Origin of the sequence: Eubacterium sp. 14-2 (assembly GCF_000403845.2) — a bacterium.
Taxonomy (GTDB): domain Bacteria; phylum Bacillota; class Clostridia; order Lachnospirales; family Lachnospiraceae; genus Petralouisia.
This window is the reverse complement of record NZ_KE159568.1, coordinates 277,679-297,959: the sequence shown is the minus strand read 5'-3', so window position 1 is coordinate 297,959 and position 20,281 is coordinate 277,679. Positions and strand designations below refer to the sequence as shown.

Genomic DNA, 20,281 nt, shown 5'->3' with positions numbered 1-20,281 from the left:
AGATGTTATATAAGAAAAAATGGCCCCTGCTGGTGTTCCTGGTGCCCGGCTTACTGTTTATGGTGATTTTTCTTTACATCCCATTTCTGGAAAATATTAAGAACAGTTTTTACGATATGCCGGCAGTAGTAAAGATGCCGGGAACAGAATGGAGATTTCTGGGGTTTGAAAATTATAAAAGGCTGTTCACGGACCCGGATGTGAGAACAGCGCTGATAAATTCTGTGAAAATGATGGTGCTTACCGTAATTTTCGAGGTGGGAATTGCATTTGTGCTGGCAGTAATGGTGTCTCAGGTGAAAAGGCTGCAGCAGCTGTTCCGTACTGTGTACTTTTTTCCGGTGGTAATTTCCGCCACTGCAATCGGTTTGCTGTTCAAGCTGTTTTACAACTACAATGGCGGCATGCTGAACCAGATTCTGGAATTTTTCGGAGGAGAGCCAGTGAACTGGCTCTCACCGGAACTGGCCTTTATCATGGTATGTATTCCCACATTGTGGAGCTATATCGGATTTTATTTCGTCATTCTTCTGACGGGAGTCAGTGATATTCCCGACGACGTGTACGAGGCGGCTTCCATCGACGGATGCAACCGTCTGATGCAGGTGTTTTATATTACCTTTCCCATGATGAAACCGGTATTTTTCACCTCGGTGACACTGGCGGTTACGGGAGCTCTGAAAGTATTTGACCTTCCCTGGGTAATGGTTCCCAACGGAGCGCCGCAGGGAACCACTCATTTTCTGGGTACTTACATGTATCAGCAGACCTTCGGACTGAACAACTATGATTATGGCTCTACCCTTGCAGTGCTCATTGTGCTTCTGGGAATTCTGGTATCCAGGGGCGTGGGATTTCTCACAGAGGATAAGGAAGAGCGAACGGCCCGGAAGGAAAAACGTCTCAGAGAGAAGGCACAGAGAAAGGGGGCGTCATAGATGGATACAGCAGTACAGAGCGCTGCGACGGAAAAAAAGAGAAAAGTAAAGACCAGTACCATCGTAATTTATACCATACTGATTCTGTGGGCTCTTCTGACCATCTTCCCCTTTGTGTGGGTGGCCCTGAATTCCTTTAAGCCCTCAGCGGAGGTACTTCGTTCTTCCTTTTCACTGCCTGCGCCTCCTACCATGATGAATTATGAAAATGCATTTGGCAAACTGAATGTGCTGCAGGCTTACGGACACAGTTTTGCCATTTCCGGTACAGTAACCATAGGAGTTATGATTCTGGCGTCCCTGATGTCCTTCGCGCTGACCAGATATGACTTTAAGGGAAAACAGTTCGTGCGCAGCCTGATTGTGGCCAGTCTCATGTTCCCGGTATTTGCCACCATCATTCCGGTCTTTAAAATGATGGTACAGTGGGGGCTTCTGAGCAAAAATATTGCGGTAATCCTGCCTCAGATTGCAGGAAACCTGAGTTTTGCCACCATTGTCATGACGGGATTTATGCAGAGCATTCCACTGGAAATGGAAGAGGCTGCCTATATGGAAGGAGCCAATGTATTCCAGGTATTTACCAGAATCATTGTTCCCCTCTGCCGGCCCTCTCTGGCTACGGTAGCCATTTTCAGCTTCCTGTGGTCCTATAACGATTTGTTTGTACAGAAAATTATGATACGAGATTCTACCAAATACCCCATATCCTCTCTGCTGGAGGAAATCAGTTCCCAGTATGGAACAGATTTCGGGTTAATGGCCGCTTCTGTGACGATTATTGTGATTCCGGTTATGATTGTCTATATATTACTGCAGAAAAATATTATCAAAGGATTGACAGCAGGAGCAGTGAAAGGATAATATTCTGTTGATTGACCGGGTTTATGGCTTCCCGGCCGGGTTCCGGCTGTGGGGGCCATAAGTTGCATGGAAAGGGTGTGAAATTATGTACAGGGTCATACTTGTGGACGATGAGCCGATTATTGTGGAAGGGCTGTCAAGAAGCGTTCCATGGGAGAAATGGAACTGCCGGGTGGTGGCAGCTGCCCACAACGGGCTGGAGGGAAAACAGGTTATTGAAAAAGAAAATCCGGATATTGTTTTTATGGACATCTGTATGCCGGAACTGGATGGCCTTGCAATGATAGCAGCTATCAATTCCCAGTTTCCGGATCTGGAGGTGTGCGTACTCACCGGATACCGGGATTTTGAATTTGCCAAAGAAGCAATTCGTCTGGGAGTGACCCGCTTTTTGCTGAAGCCCTCTAATATGGAAGAACTGGAAGAAGCCATAGAGAAGATGTGTGAAAATCTGAAAAAGAAAGGAATCACAGGAGAAGAACCGGAAAAGGTTCCGGAGGGGGACAGCGGGGAAGAGAACCTTTCGGAGGGCGGAGAAGAAAGCCCTTCCGGCAGCTTTATTGTGAAACATGCCCTTGCTTATATAGAGGAACATTATGAGCAGAAACTGACCCTGGGGGAAGTGGCGGAAAAAACCTATGTGAGCCAGTGGCATCTGAGTAAACTGCTGAACCGTCATACGGGACAGAGTTTTTCCGATATTTTAAATCATGTACGGATGGAAAAAGCCAAAGAACTGCTGAAAGATCCGGCTCTGCGTATCGGTACTATTTCCGAACAGGTAGGATTTCTGGATATGGCCCATTTTTCCAGAGTTTTCAAAAAGCAGGAGGGCGTGACAGCCAATGAATACCGGAATAAAATTCTGGGGAAGCAGAAAAACAGCAGCAGGAAAAGAAATGGAGAGAAATAAGAATATGAGGATTATCAAAGCCAGAGATTATCAGGATATGAGTCAGAAAGGAGCCGCAGTGATTGCAGCTCAGATAATTATGAAGCCGGACTGTGTGCTGGGCCTTGCCACAGGCTCCACGCCGGTGGGGATTTACGAACAGCTTGCCAAAGGTTACCGGTCAGGAGCGCTGGATTTTTCCGGGATTTCCACGGTCAATCTGGATGAATACTGCGGTCTGGACCCGCGGGACAGGCAGAGCTATTACTATTTTATGCAGGAGCACCTGTTCCGGTATGTAAATATACGTCAGAATGCAGTTTATGTTCCGGACGGCAGCAATCCGGATGAAAAAGAGGCATGTGAAAAACATGAGACAATCATCCGTGCGCTGGGCGGACTGGATCTGCAGCTTCTGGGCCTTGGAAGGAACGGCCATATCGGATTTAATGAGCCAGGGCCTGTATTTGAAAAAGAAACACACCGGGTAGCTCTGACTGAGAGCACCATTCAGGCCAACGCACGTTTTTTTGATTCCCCTTCACAGGTTCCAACCCACGCATATACCATGGGGATCGGCACTATTTTTAAGGCGAAAAAGATTCTGGTGGCAGTCAGCGGAGAAGATAAGGCCCAGGCAGCAGCGCAGGCCTTCCGGGGGCCGGTAACACCGGAAGTTCCCGCTTCCATTCTGCAGTTCCATCCGGACGTAACAGTCATCGGAGATGAGGCTGCCCTTTCTGGCATATCTGACCTGTAGGGTACCGGTTTCTGTCAGCCTTCCGGCAGAGAACGGTTTTCCACTCCCCGCTGATAGAGGAAAGCGCCGGTGGCCGAGAGGCAGACCGCTCCTGCCAGAATGGCAAGATGAATCACCGGGGAATCACCGCTGTAGAAAAGAATATCCGGTGCAAAGGTTCCCCAGAGGTTGAACAGGATGTGGAACAGGATGGACAGATAAATGCTGCCGCCTTTGAGACAGACGTAGCCGCAGAACAGGCCCACTGCAAAGGCATAAACACCCTGTATCACATTGCCATGAAAGATGCCGAATAAAAGAGCCTGAAGGGTATTTGCCAGGAAAAGGGGCATTGCCCTGACGGCGTATTTCAGCGTAACGCCCCGGAAAATCAGTTCTTCGCTGATGGGGGCAATCACAACGGAATACAGGGCCAGAAGCAGTGTGACGTCCCCGAATCCCACGCTTTTGAGCAGTTCCTCATAAGTGTAATACCAGGCAGGATTGATTACAGCCAGGATAGTTACCAGAAAAGTGGAGATATACTGCATACCGGCCATCAGGAGCACCAGGCCCGCTGCCATTGCGGGATTGATGATGGCGGAAATTTTCCGGCGGGGACGGTTTTTCGGGACAAACCGTTTCCGGTACCAGAAACCCATAATCAGTGCGGCCATCACCGCATAAGCTGCCGACAGGCCCGCCAGAAACTGGCTGTCTGAGGTCAGCTCCATGAGGAAAGCCGGACTGGAAAGCTCATTTACCAGGGAAGGGTCTTTTTGAATCATAAACAGAATTCTCACAGCCAGCCCGGCAACAGTGACAAGAAGCTGAATGCCCAGGGCCAGAAAGAACGGAAGCAGACAAAACAGGATGCTTCCGGTTTTTTTGAGTATTTTCATAATGTAATCCTTTCTTTGATGAAATATGTTTTTCTGTTATTATAGAGCTGCCGGAGGGAAAAATCAAGGCGGGGCTGACAGGAATAAGAGTTGCAGCCTCTGAGCGTATGTGCTAGAATAATACGAAAAAGAGGGTCGTTCTTCTACAGGAAACCTTGTCTTCCTGTAGAAGAACAATTAAGATGCGCAGCTCGCGGAGATGAGTTTATTGCTGCGCAATCCCCTCGCGCGCAAAGAATGCGCAGACGCATTCTTTTTAAAAAGGAGCAGGTATGGGATTATTTAACAGTAAGAAGAAAAAAGAGAATGAAACAGAAGACGTAAAACCGGAAGTCAGAAAACCGGAAATAAAGCAATATATAGAAGGAGCGGGAGAATCTATTGTGAGCCGCTCCATTCTGGAAGGCAGTTCCAGGCTGAAATGGTTTTTCCGTCAGAATAGCGGACACGGGAACGGCTGGATAGCTTTCGGAGACAGGGACACGCAGGAATATGTGGATAATCCGGACAATATGGCAGTTGTGGACTTTAATGTGCTGGCAAATCTGGAGCCGGCTGTGGTCAATGTGTTTCATATGCCCTGCGGAGCAGATCTGGAATTCAGGTCTGATGCTTCCGGTTCTTATTTTGTGGATACCAGAACCGGGGAAGAAATCAGAGAGCAGGTAAAAACGCCTTTGCAGGCAGTGTTTGAGGAAAATCTGAAATTTCTCAATAAAGAGACATATCCGGAAGACTTTTTTCAGGGGCTGTTTCAGAACAGGGGCAGAACGGAAATTTATACGGTGGGAAAGGCAGATTTTCCAACGGGAGAAATCGTTCTTGCAGACCCCATTGTATATCTGGGAAGCAAATACATGGTCACACTGGAGCAGAAAATTCCGGCGGGAAGCTACCCTGTGGAGCTTTCCATCTGTCATTCGGACAAAGTGGGGCTTCGGGTTGCGGCGGCAAGGCTTCGGGTCAGCAGCAAAACAGCAGTCCATCATGAAATTGCCATGCCAAAAGGAAACAGCAGAGAAGATCTGGGCAAACCCGGAGTATGGGCCTTTTTCGGAGTGGATGCAGGTCTGGCCTGTATTTCAGACGCGGAAGTGGCCGCGAAATACCGTGCGTTTATCACCAGATGGAAACAGGAAAATCCGGATAAAAACGAGTATTACGACTATTTTGCCGCTCTCTTCCGGAAAAGCTATGAAATGTGTCCCGGCCTTCAGCGGGAGAGCGGAGATTTCCTGCTCTGGCAGATACCGGATACGGGAGAAAAAGTAGCCATGTTTGCAAGCGGTATGGGAGACGGAATCTACAGCGGTTACTGGGGGATGGATGAGAAAGGGCAGCCTGCAGAGCTGGTGATTCCTTTCCTGAATCCGGAGTATATGTAACCATGATTGTTCTGCAATCCATGGTATGCAGCCCATGCCCGTTGGGGCGGTATAGCATCGGGCGATATGATACCTTACAGGAAGGATAAAGAATTATGTCATTTGCACATCTTCATGTCCATACGGAGTACAGTCTTCTGGACGGCTCCAACAAGATTAACGAATATGTAGCCAGAGTGAAAGAACTGGGCATGACTGCGGCGGCCATTACGGACCATGGAGTGATGTACGGAGTCATTGATTTTTACCGGGCGGCGCTGGAAGCAGGTATCCGGCCCATTCTGGGATGTGAAATCTATGTGGCTCCCGGTTCCCGGTTTGACCGGGAGAAAGTGGAAGGGGAGGACCGGTATTTCCACCTGGTTCTTCTGGCTGAGAATAATCAGGGGTACAGCAATCTGATGAAAATTGTGTCCAGAGGTTTCACGGAAGGTTATTATTACAGGCCCAGGGTGGACCGGGAGGTACTGGAGCAGTACCATGAGGGGCTTATTGTGCTGAGCGCCTGTCTGGCGGGGGAGGTGCAGAAACTCCTGTCCAGAGGCACTTATGAAGAAGCCAGAGAAGCGGCCCTCTGGCATGAAAAAACCTTCGGACATGACAATTATTTTCTGGAACTTCAGGACCATGGCCTGCCGGAACAGCGCAATGTCAATCAGCAGCTCTTAAGGCTGAGTCAGGAGACAGGCATTCCGCTGGTGGTTACCAATGATGTTCATTATACCTATGAGAGCGACGTGGATTCCCACGATATCCTTCTGTGTATTCAGACCGGAAAAAAACTGTCAGACGAGAACAGGATGCGCTATGAAGGGGGGCAGTTTTTCGTTAAGTCGGAAGAACAGATGGCCCGGCTGTTTCCCTATGCAATGGAAGCGCTGGAAAATACACAGAAAATTGCCGACCGCTGTAAGGTGGAAATTGAATTCGGCGTCACCAAACTGCCGAAATTCGATGTGCCGAAAGGATATACCTCCTGGGAATATCTTAAGAAGCTGTGTTTTGAAGGGCTGGAGGGCAGATATCCGGTAAGGGACGGCAGAGTTTCCATTCCCGGAAAAGGAGATATCCTGCTGGATGAAATCAAAAAGCAGCTCCGGTATGAACTGGATATTATCAGGCAGATGGGATATGTGGATTATTTTCTGATTGTATGGGATTTTATCCGTTTTGCCAGAGAAAACGGGATTGCAGTAGGGCCGGGACGTGGAAGCGCTGCTGGCTCTCTGGTCTCCTATACCCTGAAAATTACCAATATCGACCCTCTGCGCTATAACCTGATTTTTGAACGTTTCCTGAATCCGGAGCGTGTCACCATGCCGGATATTGATATTGATTTCTGTGTGGAGCGCAGACAGGAAGTGATTGACTATGTAAGCGGGAAATACGGCAAGGACCGGGTGGTGCAGATTGTCACCTTCGGTACCATGGCGGCCAGAGGTGTCATCCGGGATGTGGGAAGAGTAATGGACCAGCCTTATGCCTTTGTGGACAGTATCGCAAAGCAGATTCCCACGGAACTGGGGATTACCATTGACAAGGCTATGGAGAAAAACCGGGAGCTACGTGTTCTCTATGAAAGCGATGAAAATGTAAAGCGGATTATCGACATGTCCAGACGTCTGGAAGGTCTGCCCCGGCATACCTCCATGCACGCGGCGGGAGTGGTGATCAGTTCCAGGGAAATTGACGAATTTGTACCTCTTTCCAGAGGAAGTGACGGAGCTGTTACCACTCAGTTTACCATGACTACTCTGGAAGAACTGGGACTTCTGAAAATGGATTTTCTGGGGCTGCGCAACCTGACCGTTCTGCAGGAAGCGGTAAACCTGATTCAGGAAAGCAGAAATATCAGCCTTGATATTGACAATATTGACTTTGCGGACAAAAACGTGCTGGAGGCTCTGGGAACGGGGAAAAATGAAGGAGTGTTCCAGTTAGAAAGCGCCGGGATGAAAAACTTTATGAAGGAGTTAAAGCCCAGAAGCCTGGAGGATATTATTGCGGGAATCTCCCTGTACCGTCCGGGCCCCATGGATTTTATTCCCGCTTATATCCGGGGGAAAAACAATCCTGATTCCGTAACTTATGACTGTCCGCAGCTTGAACCCATTCTGGCGCCCACTTACGGCTGTATCGTGTATCAGGAACAGGTGATGCAGATTGTCCGGGATCTGGCAGGATACACCCTGGGCCGCAGCGACCTGGTACGCCGGGCCATGTCCAAGAAAAAAGCCTCTGTGATGGAAAAGGAGCGGAAGAATTTCGTATACGGCAATCCGGAAGAAGGAGTTCCGGGCTGTATCAGCAACGGAATTGACGAAAAAACAGCCAATAAAATATATGACGACATGACAGATTTTGCAAAATATGCCTTTAACAAATCTCATGCGGCAGCCTATGCAGTGGTGGCTTATCAGACTGCATATCTGAAATATTACTATCCCCTGGAGTATATGGCTGCCCTGATGAGTTCCGTAATGGGACATATCGGCAAGATTTCTGAATATATTTTTACCTGCCGCCAGATGGGGATTCAGGTGCTTTCCCCCAGCGTCAACGAAGGAGAGAGTGATTTTTCCGTAGCCGGCAGTCAGGCCATACGCTATGGTCTTTCCGCCATTAAAAGCGTCAACCACGCTTTTATCAAAAATCTCTGTCAGGAGCGGAAAGAACGGGGAAGATTTACCAGCCTGAAGGATTTCCTCACCCGTATGGCAGATCAGGAAATCAATAAACGGGTGGTGGAAAATCTGATAAAGGCAGGCGCCCTGGACAATCTGGGAGCCACCAGAAAACAGAGCATGATGGCCTATGCCGGAATGATGGACGCCATTGCCCAGGATAAGAAAAATACCATGGCTGGCCAGATGACATTGTTTGACCTGGCAGGAGAAGAAGAAAAAGCAGAATTTGAAGTGAAGCTCCCGGATGTGGGAGAGTATGCCAGAGAAACTTATCTGGGGTTTGAAAAAGAGGTGCTGGGTATCTACATCAGCGGCCATCCGCTGGAAGAATATGAAGAAAAATGGAAAAAAAATATAACCAGAGTGACTACGGATTTTATACTGGAAGAAGAGAGCGGCCAGACCAGGGTGCGGGACGGGGAATCTGCCATGGTGGGAGGAATGATTGTGGATAAAACGGTGAAATACACCAGGAATAACCAGACCATGGCCTTTATTACACTGGAAGATCTGGTGGGAAATCTGGAAATCATTGTGTTTCCCAAAGTGTATGAAAAAAACAGCCGGCTGCTGAATCTGGATGAAAAAGTATTTGTAAAGGGACGTGCAGTGACGGAGGAAGAAAAGAATGGAAAGCTGATCTGCGATAAAATCTATTCCTTTGACGATACCAGAAAAGAACTCTGGCTCCAGTTTCCCTCCAGGGATTCCTACAACCGGAAAGAAGAAGAACTCCTTCGTCTGTTAGAATCCGGAGACGGGAATGACCCGGTGGTGATTTACATTGCAGATGAAAAACTGATGAAACGCCTGCCGCCGAACCGGAATATCGGCATTTTACCGGAAATTGTCAACAGATTAACTAACTTTTTGGGAGAAAATAATGTAAAAGTTGTAGAAAAGAGCATTGAAAATCATGGAAAAAGAGATTAGAATGTAAGAGATTAGACAATCAGGACAGGAAAACAGGAGGGACGGTTATGGCAAAAGAAGTTCAGACAATTGGCGTGCTTACCAGCGGCGGTGATGCGCCGGGTATGAATGCTGCAATCCGTGCGGTAGTGCGTCAGGGCCTTGCACGGGGCAGAAAAGTAAAGGGAATTAAACGAGGATATGCCGGGCTGCTTCAGGGTGAAATTGTGGATATGGAAGCAAAAGGCGTTTCAGATACGATTCAGCGGGGCGGTACTATTCTGCAGACTGCAAGGTGCAGCGAATTTAGGACTCCGGAGGGACAGGCGCTGGGTGCGGAAATGTGCCGCAGGCACGAAATTGACGGAGTTATTGTAATTGGCGGCGACGGTTCCTTTAAGGGAGCTCAGAAACTGGCTGCTCTTGGAATTAATACCGTGGCAATTCCCGGAACCATTGATTTGGACATTGCATGTACGGAATACACCATTGGATTTGACACAGCAGTGAATACAGCCATGGATGCCATTGACAAGGTACGTGATACATCCACTTCCCATGAGCGCTGCTCTATCATAGAAGTTATGGGACGCGGAGCAGGCTATATTGCACTCTGGTGCGGCATCGCCAACGGTGCGGAGGATATCCTCCTGCCGGAAAAATATGATTATGACGAGCAGAAACTGGTAAATAATATTATTGCCAACCGGAAACGGGGAAAGAAACATCACATTATTATAAATGCAGAGGGAATCGGACATTCCGCAAGCATGGCAAAGAGAATCGAGGCAGCTACCGGCCTTGAGACAAGAGCAACCATTCTGGGCCACATGCAGCGCGGCGGAAGCCCTACCTGTAAAGACCGTGTTTATGCATCCACCATGGGAGCCTATGCGGTGGATTTACTCTGTGAAGGAAAATCCAACCGGGTGGTGGGATACCGTCACGGTGATTTTGTGGACTTTGATATTGACGAAGCGCTGGCCATGGAGAAACAGCTTCCGGAATATCAGTTTGAAGTCTGCAGAAATCTGAGTGTTTAGAAGAATTGGAGCGCATATGATTACAAGTTCCGGAAACAGACAGATGAAACAGATCTTACAGTTGAATAAAAAGTCAAAAACCCGCTATGAACAGCGGGTTTTTGTGGCGGAAGGAATGAAAATGTGTCTGGAAGCCCCCGGAGAATCCATTGAGGCCATGTATGTCTCCGAGTCTTTTCTGGAGGATTCGGAAAAGTGCCGGAAGATTCAGGGATATGATTATGAAGTGGTGTCAGACCGGGTATTTCAGGCTGTCAGTGATACCAAAACCCCCCAGGGGATTCTGTGTGTGATAAAAATGCCGGAGTACAGTCTGAATGATTTGCTGGGGAAAGACAGGAAGGGACATCTGTTAATCCTTGATACCATTCAGGATCCAGGAAACCTGGGTACCATGATACGCACCGGGGAAGCTGCGGGAATTACAGGAATTGTCATGAATCAGACTACCGTGGACCTGTTCCATCCCAAAACCATCCGCGCCACCATGGGAGCTTTGTACCGGGTGCCCTTTTACATTACTCCGGATCTGCCCGAAACACTCCGGGACCTGAAACAGAGAGGAGTTACCCTGTACGGAGCCCATCTGGAAGGGGCCGTATCCTACGAAGAACCGGATTACAGGGGACATACAGGGTTTTTGATTGGAAATGAGGGAAATGGATTAAGTCCTGAGATTGCAGAACTGGCAGATATTCGGATTCGGATTCCCATGGAAGGACGGACAGAATCCCTGAATGCGGCAGTGGCCGCAGCGCTGCTGATGTATGAAGTCAGCCGGCAGAGAAAGTAAAAACAACGTGGTTCCACATCATCTGGCTTTTATCTTCTCTGCTGGACAGGTGACAGAAGGTAAAAGCATTTTCTCTGGCAGTCCGGCTTATTCTTCAATCACATGGATTTCCAGAAAATCAAATGAAATTTCTTCCAGAAAATTATCCTGATAAAAGCGGGCTTTGCCCTGGCGTTTGAATTCGGATATGGTGGAGTCCAGCCAGATTGGCTGGCTCAGGTCAAACTCATAGCAGACCTGTTCCAGTGCATGAAAAATTTTGTGGGTACGGGTATCGCTGCTATCGTCTGTAATCACCGTATCCCGGAGCAGACGGTTATCCCTGAATAATTTAAACCAGATACGCATGGCAGTGTTCCTTTCTTTCGGGAACCTTTGGATTCCCGGTATATTTGATATATCCGGATAACCTCAGAGAGGCCTTTGGGTCTGAAAGGAATACCGGATATGGAAAAGACCAGAAGTTCTGCCGAAACAGAACCCTGGTCTAAAAGAGAGTGGGCAAATTCATTCATAATGCAGCAGTCAGTCATTTTCTTCCATATGGAAATCCTGCCGCATTAACAAAAAGTATGCAACGACGGTTGATTAGTTGTCCCCGTTGCAGTTCATATCTGTAATACTGCAGGTGGTATCGTCTTTGTCGCTGTTACAGTTCATATCTGTGATGCTGCAGGTAGTGTCATCGTTGTTGCCGTTGCAGTTCATGTCTGTAATACTGCAGGTGGTATCGTCATCTGAAGTCACACCGTTCATGTTAGAAATATTTAAGTTTTCTTTCTCCATAGTTTCCCTCCTGAACCGAATATAAAAAATGTAATTGCGTCTTATCTGTGACTGTATTATAACGTTAATTGACAGGGATTGCAAGGCAAAAAAGTTGGAAATGACGGAATAGACAGGGTTTTTTGACACTTGAAATGAACTGTATGAGGGGAGAGAGCAATATTCCGGAAAGCTCATTTCCGATTTGAGAAAATATTAGTTGCTTTTACGGATTTTCAAAGATATAATAAAGTGCAGGTGGTTTACCGTTGCAGGTATCAATGCAACAGGAACGCTTATAAAATGAACGGATGGATGAGAGAAAGGAGTTTTATAATGGAAAATATGATTAATAAACAGGTGGAGGAATTTCAGGTATCCGCATTCTGCAAAGGGGAATTTCTGGACGTGACACAGGAAGATCTGAAAGGACACTGGTCCATACTGTTTTTCTATCCCGCTGATTTTACCTTTGTATGTCCTACGGAACTGGGAGATCTGGCAGACCATTACGAGGAATTCAAAGAAGAGGGATGTGAGATTTATTCCGTATCAGAAGATACCCATTTTGTACATAAAGCATGGGCGGATGCGTCCGATACCATCAAAAAGATTCAGTATGTGATGCTGGGAGATCCGGCAGGTGTTCTCGCGAAACAGTTTGGCGTTCTGGTGGAAGAACTGGGACAGGCCCTGAGAGGAACCTTTATTCTGAACCCCAGAGGAGAAGTGAAAGCATATGAGATTCACGATATGGGAATCGGGAGAAATGCAGAGGAGCTGCTTCGTAAACTGCGGGCAGCGAAATTTGTGGAAGAACATGGCGATCAGGTATGTCCGGCAAAATGGCAGCCGGGGGAGGAGACCTTAAGCCCAAGCCTTGATCTGGTTGGAATGCTGTAGGAGGGGCGGAATGATTAATATCGAAAAAATATCTCCCAGAAGCGAACTTATCACCGAAGAACTGGAAGGCCAGCTGAATACCGTACTGGGAAAACTCACAGGGGGAGTATGTATGGTATGCGTGATAAATCCGGAAGAAAAGGCTTCTGTGGAAATGGCGGAACTGGTACGTCACATGACAGGATTGTCGGATAAACTTTCCTGCCGCTTTTATGACCGGGAAGAGGCTGAAAAAGAACTGCCTGAACTGGACGCTTCGCTGCTGCCTGTTACAGCGCTCTATAAAAATGACAGGTATACAGGAGTAGCATACCATGGAGTTACCGGCGGCAAGGAGATGAATTCTCTGGTGTTCGGCATTTACAATACTGCAGGTCCGGGACAGGAGATTAACGGACGCATGCAGAAGAAGCTGCAGAAACTGGAAGAACGGGTGGATATCAAAATATTTGTATCTCTTTCCTGTCATCATTGTGCACAGCAGGTAATTACCTGTCAGAAAATAGCCTCCGAGTCAGAAGTGACAGAGGCCAGGATGATTGACGCCAGACTGTATCCGGAGCTTGCAGAAAAATATCATATTGAACGGATTCCCATGACCATTGTAAATGACAGTGAGGTGCTGATGGGAACAAAAACCATAGAAGAAATGTATCAGGTAATGAAAAAGTGTAAAAAACAGAAATAGCCATTGGACAAAATAACCAAAATGTCAGAATAAAATTTGACAGTATTGGCCATAATTTTATTTTTTTCGAAAGTTTGCTTGAATTTCTCCGTTAAAAATGCTAACATAATAGCACGAGATAGAAGTAAACAGATGCCTGGAGAGTGGAGAGTAAGGTTATGACAGCAGAAATGTTGCTTATTAGCTTTACTCTTTTTTTCTTTCAAAAAATTAAGGAGGTGAAGGTTCAGTACATAAAATGGAACGTGAACTGGCTGAAACTGGTATGGGAGGCTTATGGAACAGAAATTTTATGATGCGATGACGGACAGTCCCGTTGTTGCGGCGGTGAAGAATTTTGAGGGAATTGAAAAGTGTTTGAAATCTGATGTAAAAATCGTATTTATTCTGTTCGGAGATATGTGTAATATCGGTGAAATTGTGGCACGAATGAAACAGGCGGAAAAAATAGCCCTGGTGCACCTGGATTTGATTGAAGGACTCAGTGCTCATGAGATTGCGGTGGATTATATTAGAAAAAACACAGAAGCAGATGGAATTATTTCAACCAGGATGAATATGATTAATCGTGCAAAAGAGTTGTCCATGTATACGGTTTATCGAATCTTCGTACTGGATTCCAGAGCTTATCAGAGTATAGAAAAGCAGAAGAAACAAATCCGGGCGGATTTTATTGAAATCCTGCCGGGAGTCATGCCGAAAATTATACGGAAGATCAATAAACTTAGTTCTCAGGCTGTCATTGCCGGCGGACTGATCAGTGACAGGGAAGATGTAATTGATGCACTGAATGCCGGGGCAATTTCAGTTTCAACCACCAACCAGGATATATGGTTTATGTAAGGAGGAGAAAGAGAGATGGGTAATACAAAAAGAAAGATTGCAGACGGGTTACAGGAGATGCTTCATGAAAAGCCGCTGAGGAAGATTACCGTTCAGGATATCATGGACTGCAAAAATATGAAACGCCAGAGTTTCTATTATCATTTCCAGGATATTTATGGAGTGATTGAGTGGCTTTATAATGAAGACTTTGTAAAACAGGTTGCATATGACGAGAATGAGGCATTTGAGGATTGGATTTGCAAGGTTGTAAGAATCATCAGGGAAAATCGTTTCTTCTATAAGAAAGTGCTGGAGAATATCAGCAGAGAACGACTGATGGAGCGGCTGTTTCCGGTGGTGGACGAACAGCTCAGAGGCCGGTTCTGGTCAGAGAAAAACGGGAACTATCTGGTGGAAAGTTTTATTGTGAAATCTGTCTGTCATTTTGTACTGGACTGTGTGGCCATGAAGAAAGGGCCGGGAGAGGAAGAAGTGCTTGCTGCGGTGGAAAATATCAGAGCCATGCTGCATCATCCAACAAATAATATTTTGGTACTTCCTACAACAAAAAGCAGTATGACAGCATAGAGTTTCGGCAGAAACACCGTGTATTGGGACGGAAGAACAATAAATTTCAATAAATTGTACAAATAAGAATATGTGTCTAATGACAAAAAGTATTTAAAAAGCTATAATAATACTATCAAGTCAAAACGGAGGAGGATTTTACAAATGGCAAAATATGTTATGGCGCTGGACGCCGGCACAACAAGCAACAGATGTATTCTTTTTAACGAAAAAGGTGAAATGTGCAGTGTAGCTCAGAAAGAGTTCACACAGTATTTTCCGAAACCAGGCTGGGTAGAACATGATGCTAACGAGATCTGGTCTACACAGTTAGGTGTTGCAGTAGAAGCAATGCAGAAGATTGGGGCTTCCGCAGATGACATCGCTGCAATCGGTATCACAAATCAGCGTGAAACCACTATCGTGTGGGATAAGAATACAGGCGAACCAGTGTATCATGCAATTGTATGGCAGTGCCGCAGAACTTCTGAATACTGTGATTCTCTGAAGGATAAGGGTCTGGAAGATTCCTTCCGTCAGAAAACCGGTCTGGTAATCGACGCATACTTCTCAGGAACAAAATTAAAATGGATTCTTGATAATGTAGAAGGCGTAAGAGAAAGAGCAGAAAAAGGAGAACTTCTCTTTGGTACCGTTGAGACATGGTTAATCTGGAAACTTACAAAGGGCGCAGCTCACGTAACAGATTACTCCAATGCAGCACGTACCATGCTGTTCAATATCAATGACCTGAAATGGGATGAGGAAATTCTGAAAGAGCTGAACATTCCGGCAAGTATGCTTCCTGAAGCAAAACCTTCAAGCTGTGTATACGGAGAAGCAGATCCGGCTTTCTTTGGTGGAAAGATTCCGGTCAGCGGAGCAGCAGGAGACCAGCAGGCAGCATTATTTGGACAGACATGTTTCACAGCAGGCGAAGCAAAGAATACATATGGAACCGGATGCTTCCTGTTAATGAACACCGGAGAAAAACCGGTATTCTCCAAGAATGGTCTGGTTACAACAATTGCATGGGGTATTGACGGAAAAGTTAATTACGCATTAGAAGGTTCTATTTTCGTAGCTGGCGCTGCAATCCAGTGGCTGCGTGATGAGTTAAGAATCATCGACAGCGCTCCGGATTCCGAGTACATGGCTAAGAAAGTAAAAGACACCAATGGATGTTATGTAGTACCTGCATTCACAGGACTTGGTGCTCCTCACTGGGATCAGTATGCAAGAGGAACGATTGTAGGAATTACTCGTGGTGTTAATAAATATCACATCATCCGCGCAACACTGGAGTCTCTGGCATATCAGGTAAATGACGTTCTGCAGGCAATCAAAGCAGATTCCGGCATTGAACTGAGTGCTCTGAAGGTTGACGGTGGTGCAAGTGCCAACAACTTCTTAATGCAGACACAGGCAGACATTATCGACGCTCCGGTTAACCGTCCTTCCTGCGTAGAGACAACCGCTATGGGTGCTGCTTATCTGGCAGGTCTTGCAGTTGGCTACTGGGCAAGCAAAGAAGACGTTATTAAGAACTGGGCAATTGACCAGACTTTCAAACCTCAGATTTCTGCAGAAGAGAGAAAAGAGAAAGTAGAAGGCTGGAACAAGGCTGTAAAATATTCTTATGGCTGGGCAAAAGAAGACTAGAAGACAAAAGTAGATTGAAGGCAGAAAGGGGAACACGAAATGTTACCATATATAGCAGAATTTGTAGGAACAATGATGTTGATCATGTTAGGTGATGGCGTAGTTGCTAACGTAACTCTGAACAAATCCGGAATGAAGGGCGCAGGCTCTATCCAGATTACCATTGCCTGGGGTCTTGCAGTTATGATACCGGCATTCATTTTTGGTGCTGCATCCGGCGCAAGTTTCAACCCCGCTTTAACTCTGGCATTAGCAGTAGACGGCAGCTTTGCATGGGATCTGGTGCCTGGTTATATTGTAGCACAGTTCGCAGGTGCATTTGTAGGCGCGATTATCGTATGGATTGCTTTCAAAGGCCAGTTCGATGCAACGGATGATCCGGGAACCAAACTTGGTGTATTCTCCTGTGGACCATCTATTCCGAACCTTCCAATGAACATTCTTGCAGAAGCAGTTGCAACTTTCGTACTGGTATTTGCAATCAAAGGCCTTCCGGCAGAAGCTCCTGCTGGTGTAGGTAACCTGTTAGTATTCGGAATCATCGTTTCCTGCGGTATGTCCTTTGGTGGATTAACAGGATACGCTATGAACCCGGCCCGTGACCTTGGACCTCGTCTGGCACATACAATCCTTCCGATCAGCGGAAAAGGAAGCTCTAACTGGGGATATGGAATCGTTACATTAGTTGGACCGATCATCGGCGCTCTGCTGGCAGTTGGTCTGTATGGAATCATTCCATGGTAAAATAATGACTCGAATGTTATAATTATCGTGTAAAGCACTGATATGTGAAATATGGCATTGCAGAGATAACAGAGAGGCAATGATTACATTCCCCGGAATGGGGAGTGTGATTGTTGCTTTTCCTGTATCAGAAACTGGTTTGTATTTTAAATATGTAAATTAACTGCCCTGAACCTCCGGCTTATGGCAGTAAAAAATAAATAAGAAAGAGTGAGAAAAGGATAGGTGAACAATATGTATGATGTAGTAATTATTGGAGCAGGCGTATCAGGAAGTGCTTCCGCAAGAGAACTTTCCAGATACAAACTGAATGTCTGTGTAGTGGAAAAGGAAGAAGACGTATGCTGTGGAACATCCAAGGCAAACAGTGCAATTGTACATGCCGGATTTGACGCAGAAGCAGGTTCCCTTATGGCGAAGCTGAATGTGGAAGGTAACCAGATGATGGAAGCTCTTTCCAAAGAACTGGATTTCCACTATAAGAATAACGGTTCTCTGGTTGTATGTATTAACGAGGAAGAAAAACCCAATCTGCAGGCGCTGTATGACAGAGGTGTGGAGAACGGTGTCAAAGATTTGCGCATTATTGACAGAGAAGAACTCGTAAAGTTAGAGCCCAATATTGCAGACGAGGCAGTAGCAGCACTGTATGCACCTACCGGCGGAATTGTCTGCCCCTTTGGAATGAACATTGCATTTGCTGAAAATGCTGCAACCAACGGCGTGGAGTTCAAATTTGATACAGAAGTTACTGACCTGGAGAAAAAAGGTGACAACTGGGTAGTTAAGACCAGCCAGGGTGAAATTGAAACCAGATACGTTGTTAATGCGGCAGGTGTTTATGCGGATAAATTCCACAACATGGTAAGCGACAAAAAATTACATATCACACCGAGACGTGGAGATTACTGTCTGTTAGACCGCTCTACCGAAGGATTTGTAACACATACTATTTTCCAGCTTCCAGGTAAATATGGAAAAGGCGTTCTGGTATCTCCTACCGTTCACGGCAATACTTTAGTAGGACCTACTGCAATTGATATTGAGAACAGAGAAGGAACCAATACCACACAGGAAGGTATTGACGAACTGATTAACAAGGCAGGAACTACTGTAAAAGGTCTTCCGATCCGTCAGGTAATCACCTCATTTGCAGGACTCCGTGCACATGAAGACGGACATGAGTTCTACATCGGCGAGCTGGAAGAAGCAAAAGGATTCATTGACTGTGCAGGTATCGAGTCTCCTGGACTGACCAGTGCTCCGGCAATTGGAAAAATGGTAGCAAATATTATCAAAGATCTGACAAATGCAGAAGAGAATCCTGACTTTAACGGAACCAGAAAAGGAATCCTGGATCCCAAGACCCTGACCAATGAAGAACGGGCGGCTCTGATTAAGGAAAATCCCGCATATGGAAATATTATCTGCAGATGTGAGATGATTACAGAAGGCGAAATTATCGACGCAATCAAACGTCCTCTGGGCGCAAAATCCCTGGACGGTGTAAAACGTCGTACCAGAGCCGGAATGGGACGCTGCCAGGCAGGTTTCTGTTCTCCGAGAACCATCGAGATTCTTTCCAGAGAACGCGGAGTAGACCCATCCGAAATTACAAAAGCAGGTGGAGAATCCAAGATTATTGTAGGAATTAATAAAGACAGAATATAGTTGGTTACGAATCAGGAGGGAAAAAAATGTTAAATTATGATATTGTTATTGTAGGAGGCGGCCCTGCAGGACTTGCAGCAGCCGTATCAGCAAAAAGAAATGGAGTAGAATCTATTTTAGTACTGGAAAGAGATAAAGAACTGGGTGGTATCCTGAATCAGTGTATCCATAACGGATTCGGACTTCATACATTTAAAGAAGAGCTGACAGGCCCGGAATACGCAGGAAGATTTATTGATCAGTTAAAAGACGAAAAGATTGAATATAAATTAAATACCATGGTTATGGATATTGCACCCAACAAGGTTGTAACTGCCATGAACCGTGAAGATGGTATGTTTGAAATCCAGGCAAAAGCAATTGTACTTGCCATGGGCTGCAGAGAGCGTTCCAGAGGCGCATTAAACATTCCCGGATATCGTCCGGCAGGTATCTATTCTGCAGGTACTGCACAGCGTCTTGTAAACATGGAAGGCTATATGCCGGGACGTGAAGTAGTAATTCTCGGCTCCGGTGATATCGGACTGATTATGGCAAGAAGAATGACACTGGAAGGTGCAAAAGTTAAAGTGGTAGCTGAGTTAATGCCTTACTCCGGCGGATTGAAGAGAAATATTGTACAGTGTCTGGATGACTACGGAATTCCGCTGAAATTAAGCCATACTGTTGTAGATATCGAAGGTAAGGAAAGAGTGGAAGCGATTACCATCGCAGAAGTAGGACCGGACAGAAGACCGGTTCCCGGAACAGAAGAGCGTTACACCTGCGATACCCTGCTGTTATCCTGCGGATTGATTCCGGAAAATGAGCTTTCCAGAAGTCTGAATGTTGAAATGAGCCCGATTACATCCGGACCATTGGTAAATGAATGTCTGGAAACCAATGTGGAAGGTGTATTTGCATGCGGTAATGTACTTCATGTACATGACCTGGTAGACTTTGTTTCCGAGGAAGCATCCGCTGCCGGAAAACATGCGGCTGAATATGTGCTGAACGGAGCAAAACATAAAGATACCAGCGCAAAGGATATTCCGATTGTTGCGGTAGAAGGCGCACGTTACACCGTACCAAAGACCATCAATCCGGATAGAATGGATGAGAAACATACGGTGCGTTTCCGTGTGGGCGATGTATATAAGAACTGCTATGTATCCGTATATCTGAATGATGAGCGTATTATTCACAAAAAACGTCCGGTTGTAGCACCTGGAGAGATGGAAGAAGTTGTACTGAAAAAAGAAGAATTAGCAGCATTTTCAAATCTGTCTCAGATTACCGTAAAGATTGAGGAGGCGTAAAAC

19 protein-coding genes are annotated in these 20,281 nt (G+C 46.2%); 16 read left to right on the top strand and 3 right to left on the bottom strand.

All coding sequences use genetic code 11. The features are described 5' to 3' along the window. The first annotated feature begins 2 nt into the window (after positions 1 to 2). The 4 genes from C805_RS18600 to nagB all read left to right on the top strand — a co-directional run bounded on the left by C805_RS18600 (position 3) and on the right by nagB (position 3,454). Complete coding sequence (locus C805_RS18600) at positions 3 to 938, top strand: carbohydrate ABC transporter permease (protein WP_016215518.1); 936 nt, start codon at positions 3 to 5, stop codon at positions 936 to 938. Next, on the top strand, positions 939 to 1,802 hold the full coding sequence (locus C805_RS18595; protein ID WP_016215517.1) for a carbohydrate ABC transporter permease: 864 nt from the start codon (positions 939 to 941) through the stop codon (positions 1,800 to 1,802). 85 nt (positions 1,803 to 1,887) lie between these two features. Beyond that, positions 1,888 to 2,715 (top strand): response regulator transcription factor, encoded by an 828-nt coding sequence (locus C805_RS18590; protein ID WP_016215516.1) that lies wholly within the window; start codon positions 1,888 to 1,890, stop codon positions 2,713 to 2,715. 4 nt (positions 2,716 to 2,719) lie between these two features. After that, positions 2,720 to 3,454 carry a glucosamine-6-phosphate deaminase gene (gene nagB / locus C805_RS18585; RefSeq protein ID WP_031201427.1) on the top strand — a complete coding sequence of 245 codons (735 nt, stop codon included), beginning with the start codon at positions 2,720 to 2,722 and terminating at the stop codon, positions 3,452 to 3,454. Positions 3,455 to 3,468: 14 nt separating this feature from the next. On the opposite strand, the gene C805_RS25415 is transcribed toward nagB, so the two are convergent. Next, entirely contained in the window at positions 3,469 to 4,335 is an 867-nt protein-coding gene (locus tag C805_RS25415; protein WP_016215514.1) for a CPBP family intramembrane glutamic endopeptidase, read from the bottom strand. Between the two features lie 272 nt (positions 4,336 to 4,607). On the opposite strand from C805_RS25415, the gene C805_RS18575 reads away from it, so the two are divergent. The 4 genes from C805_RS18575 (at position 4,608) to C805_RS18560 (ending at position 11,155) form a co-directional block, all read left to right on the top strand. After that, complete coding sequence (locus C805_RS18575; RefSeq protein ID WP_016215513.1) at positions 4,608 to 5,720, top strand: immunity protein Imm33 domain-containing protein; 1,113 nt, start codon at positions 4,608 to 4,610, stop codon at positions 5,718 to 5,720. Between the two features lie 95 nt (positions 5,721 to 5,815). Beyond that, on the top strand, positions 5,816 to 9,340 hold the full coding sequence (locus C805_RS18570) for a DNA polymerase III subunit alpha (RefSeq protein WP_016215512.1): 3,525 nt from the start codon (positions 5,816 to 5,818) through the stop codon (positions 9,338 to 9,340). A gap of 47 nt (positions 9,341 to 9,387) precedes the next feature. Beyond that, entirely contained in the window at positions 9,388 to 10,362 is a 975-nt protein-coding gene (pfkA, locus tag C805_RS18565) for a 6-phosphofructokinase (RefSeq protein WP_016215511.1), read from the top strand. Positions 10,363 to 10,405: 43 nt separating this feature from the next. Continuing rightward, positions 10,406 to 11,155 (top strand): TrmH family RNA methyltransferase, encoded by a 750-nt coding sequence (locus tag C805_RS18560; protein WP_371197668.1) that lies wholly within the window; start codon positions 10,406 to 10,408, stop codon positions 11,153 to 11,155. Between the two features lie 87 nt (positions 11,156 to 11,242). Here the strand turns inward: C805_RS18560 and C805_RS18555 are convergent, their stop codons facing one another. Both C805_RS18555 and C805_RS18550 read right to left on the bottom strand, forming a co-directional pair. Then, positions 11,243 to 11,503 carry a hypothetical protein gene (locus C805_RS18555; protein WP_016215509.1) on the bottom strand — a complete coding sequence of 87 codons (261 nt, stop codon included), beginning with the start codon at positions 11,501 to 11,503 and terminating at the stop codon, positions 11,243 to 11,245. 240 nt (positions 11,504 to 11,743) lie between these two features. After that, positions 11,744 to 11,941 (bottom strand): hypothetical protein, encoded by a 198-nt coding sequence (locus C805_RS18550; RefSeq protein ID WP_016215508.1) that lies wholly within the window; start codon positions 11,939 to 11,941, stop codon positions 11,744 to 11,746. Positions 11,942 to 12,256: 315 nt separating this feature from the next. On the opposite strand from C805_RS18550, the gene ahpC reads away from it, so the two are divergent. The 8 genes from ahpC to C805_RS18515 all read left to right on the top strand — a co-directional run bounded on the left by ahpC (position 12,257) and on the right by C805_RS18515 (position 20,278). Next, a complete protein-coding gene (ahpC, locus tag C805_RS18545) occupies positions 12,257 to 12,823 on the top strand; it encodes an alkyl hydroperoxide reductase subunit C (RefSeq protein ID WP_016215507.1) in 567 nt (188 codons plus the stop codon). Positions 12,824 to 12,833: 10 nt separating this feature from the next. After that, positions 12,834 to 13,511 carry a thioredoxin family protein gene (locus C805_RS18540; protein ID WP_016215506.1) on the top strand — a complete coding sequence of 226 codons (678 nt, stop codon included), beginning with the start codon at positions 12,834 to 12,836 and terminating at the stop codon, positions 13,509 to 13,511. A gap of 276 nt (positions 13,512 to 13,787) precedes the next feature. Beyond that, on the top strand, positions 13,788 to 14,354 hold the full coding sequence (locus tag C805_RS18535) for a glycerol-3-phosphate responsive antiterminator (RefSeq protein WP_016215504.1): 567 nt from the start codon (positions 13,788 to 13,790) through the stop codon (positions 14,352 to 14,354). Positions 14,355 to 14,369: 15 nt separating this feature from the next. Then, positions 14,370 to 14,924, top strand: a complete 555-nt coding sequence (locus C805_RS25410; protein ID WP_016215503.1) for a TetR/AcrR family transcriptional regulator — start codon at positions 14,370 to 14,372, stop codon at positions 14,922 to 14,924. A 144-nt stretch (positions 14,925 to 15,068) separates the two neighbouring features. Further along, complete coding sequence (gene glpK, locus C805_RS18530; RefSeq protein WP_016215502.1) at positions 15,069 to 16,565, top strand: glycerol kinase GlpK; 1,497 nt, start codon at positions 15,069 to 15,071, stop codon at positions 16,563 to 16,565. A gap of 39 nt (positions 16,566 to 16,604) precedes the next feature. Continuing rightward, a complete protein-coding gene (locus C805_RS18525) occupies positions 16,605 to 17,309 on the top strand; it encodes an MIP/aquaporin family protein (protein ID WP_016215501.1) in 705 nt (234 codons plus the stop codon). Positions 17,310 to 17,543: 234 nt separating this feature from the next. After that, complete coding sequence (locus C805_RS18520; RefSeq protein WP_016215500.1) at positions 17,544 to 18,980, top strand: NAD(P)/FAD-dependent oxidoreductase; 1,437 nt, start codon at positions 17,544 to 17,546, stop codon at positions 18,978 to 18,980. A 26-nt stretch (positions 18,981 to 19,006) separates the two neighbouring features. Next, a complete protein-coding gene (locus tag C805_RS18515) occupies positions 19,007 to 20,278 on the top strand; it encodes an NAD(P)/FAD-dependent oxidoreductase (RefSeq protein ID WP_016215499.1) in 1,272 nt (423 codons plus the stop codon). Positions 20,279 to 20,281 lie beyond the last annotated feature (3 nt).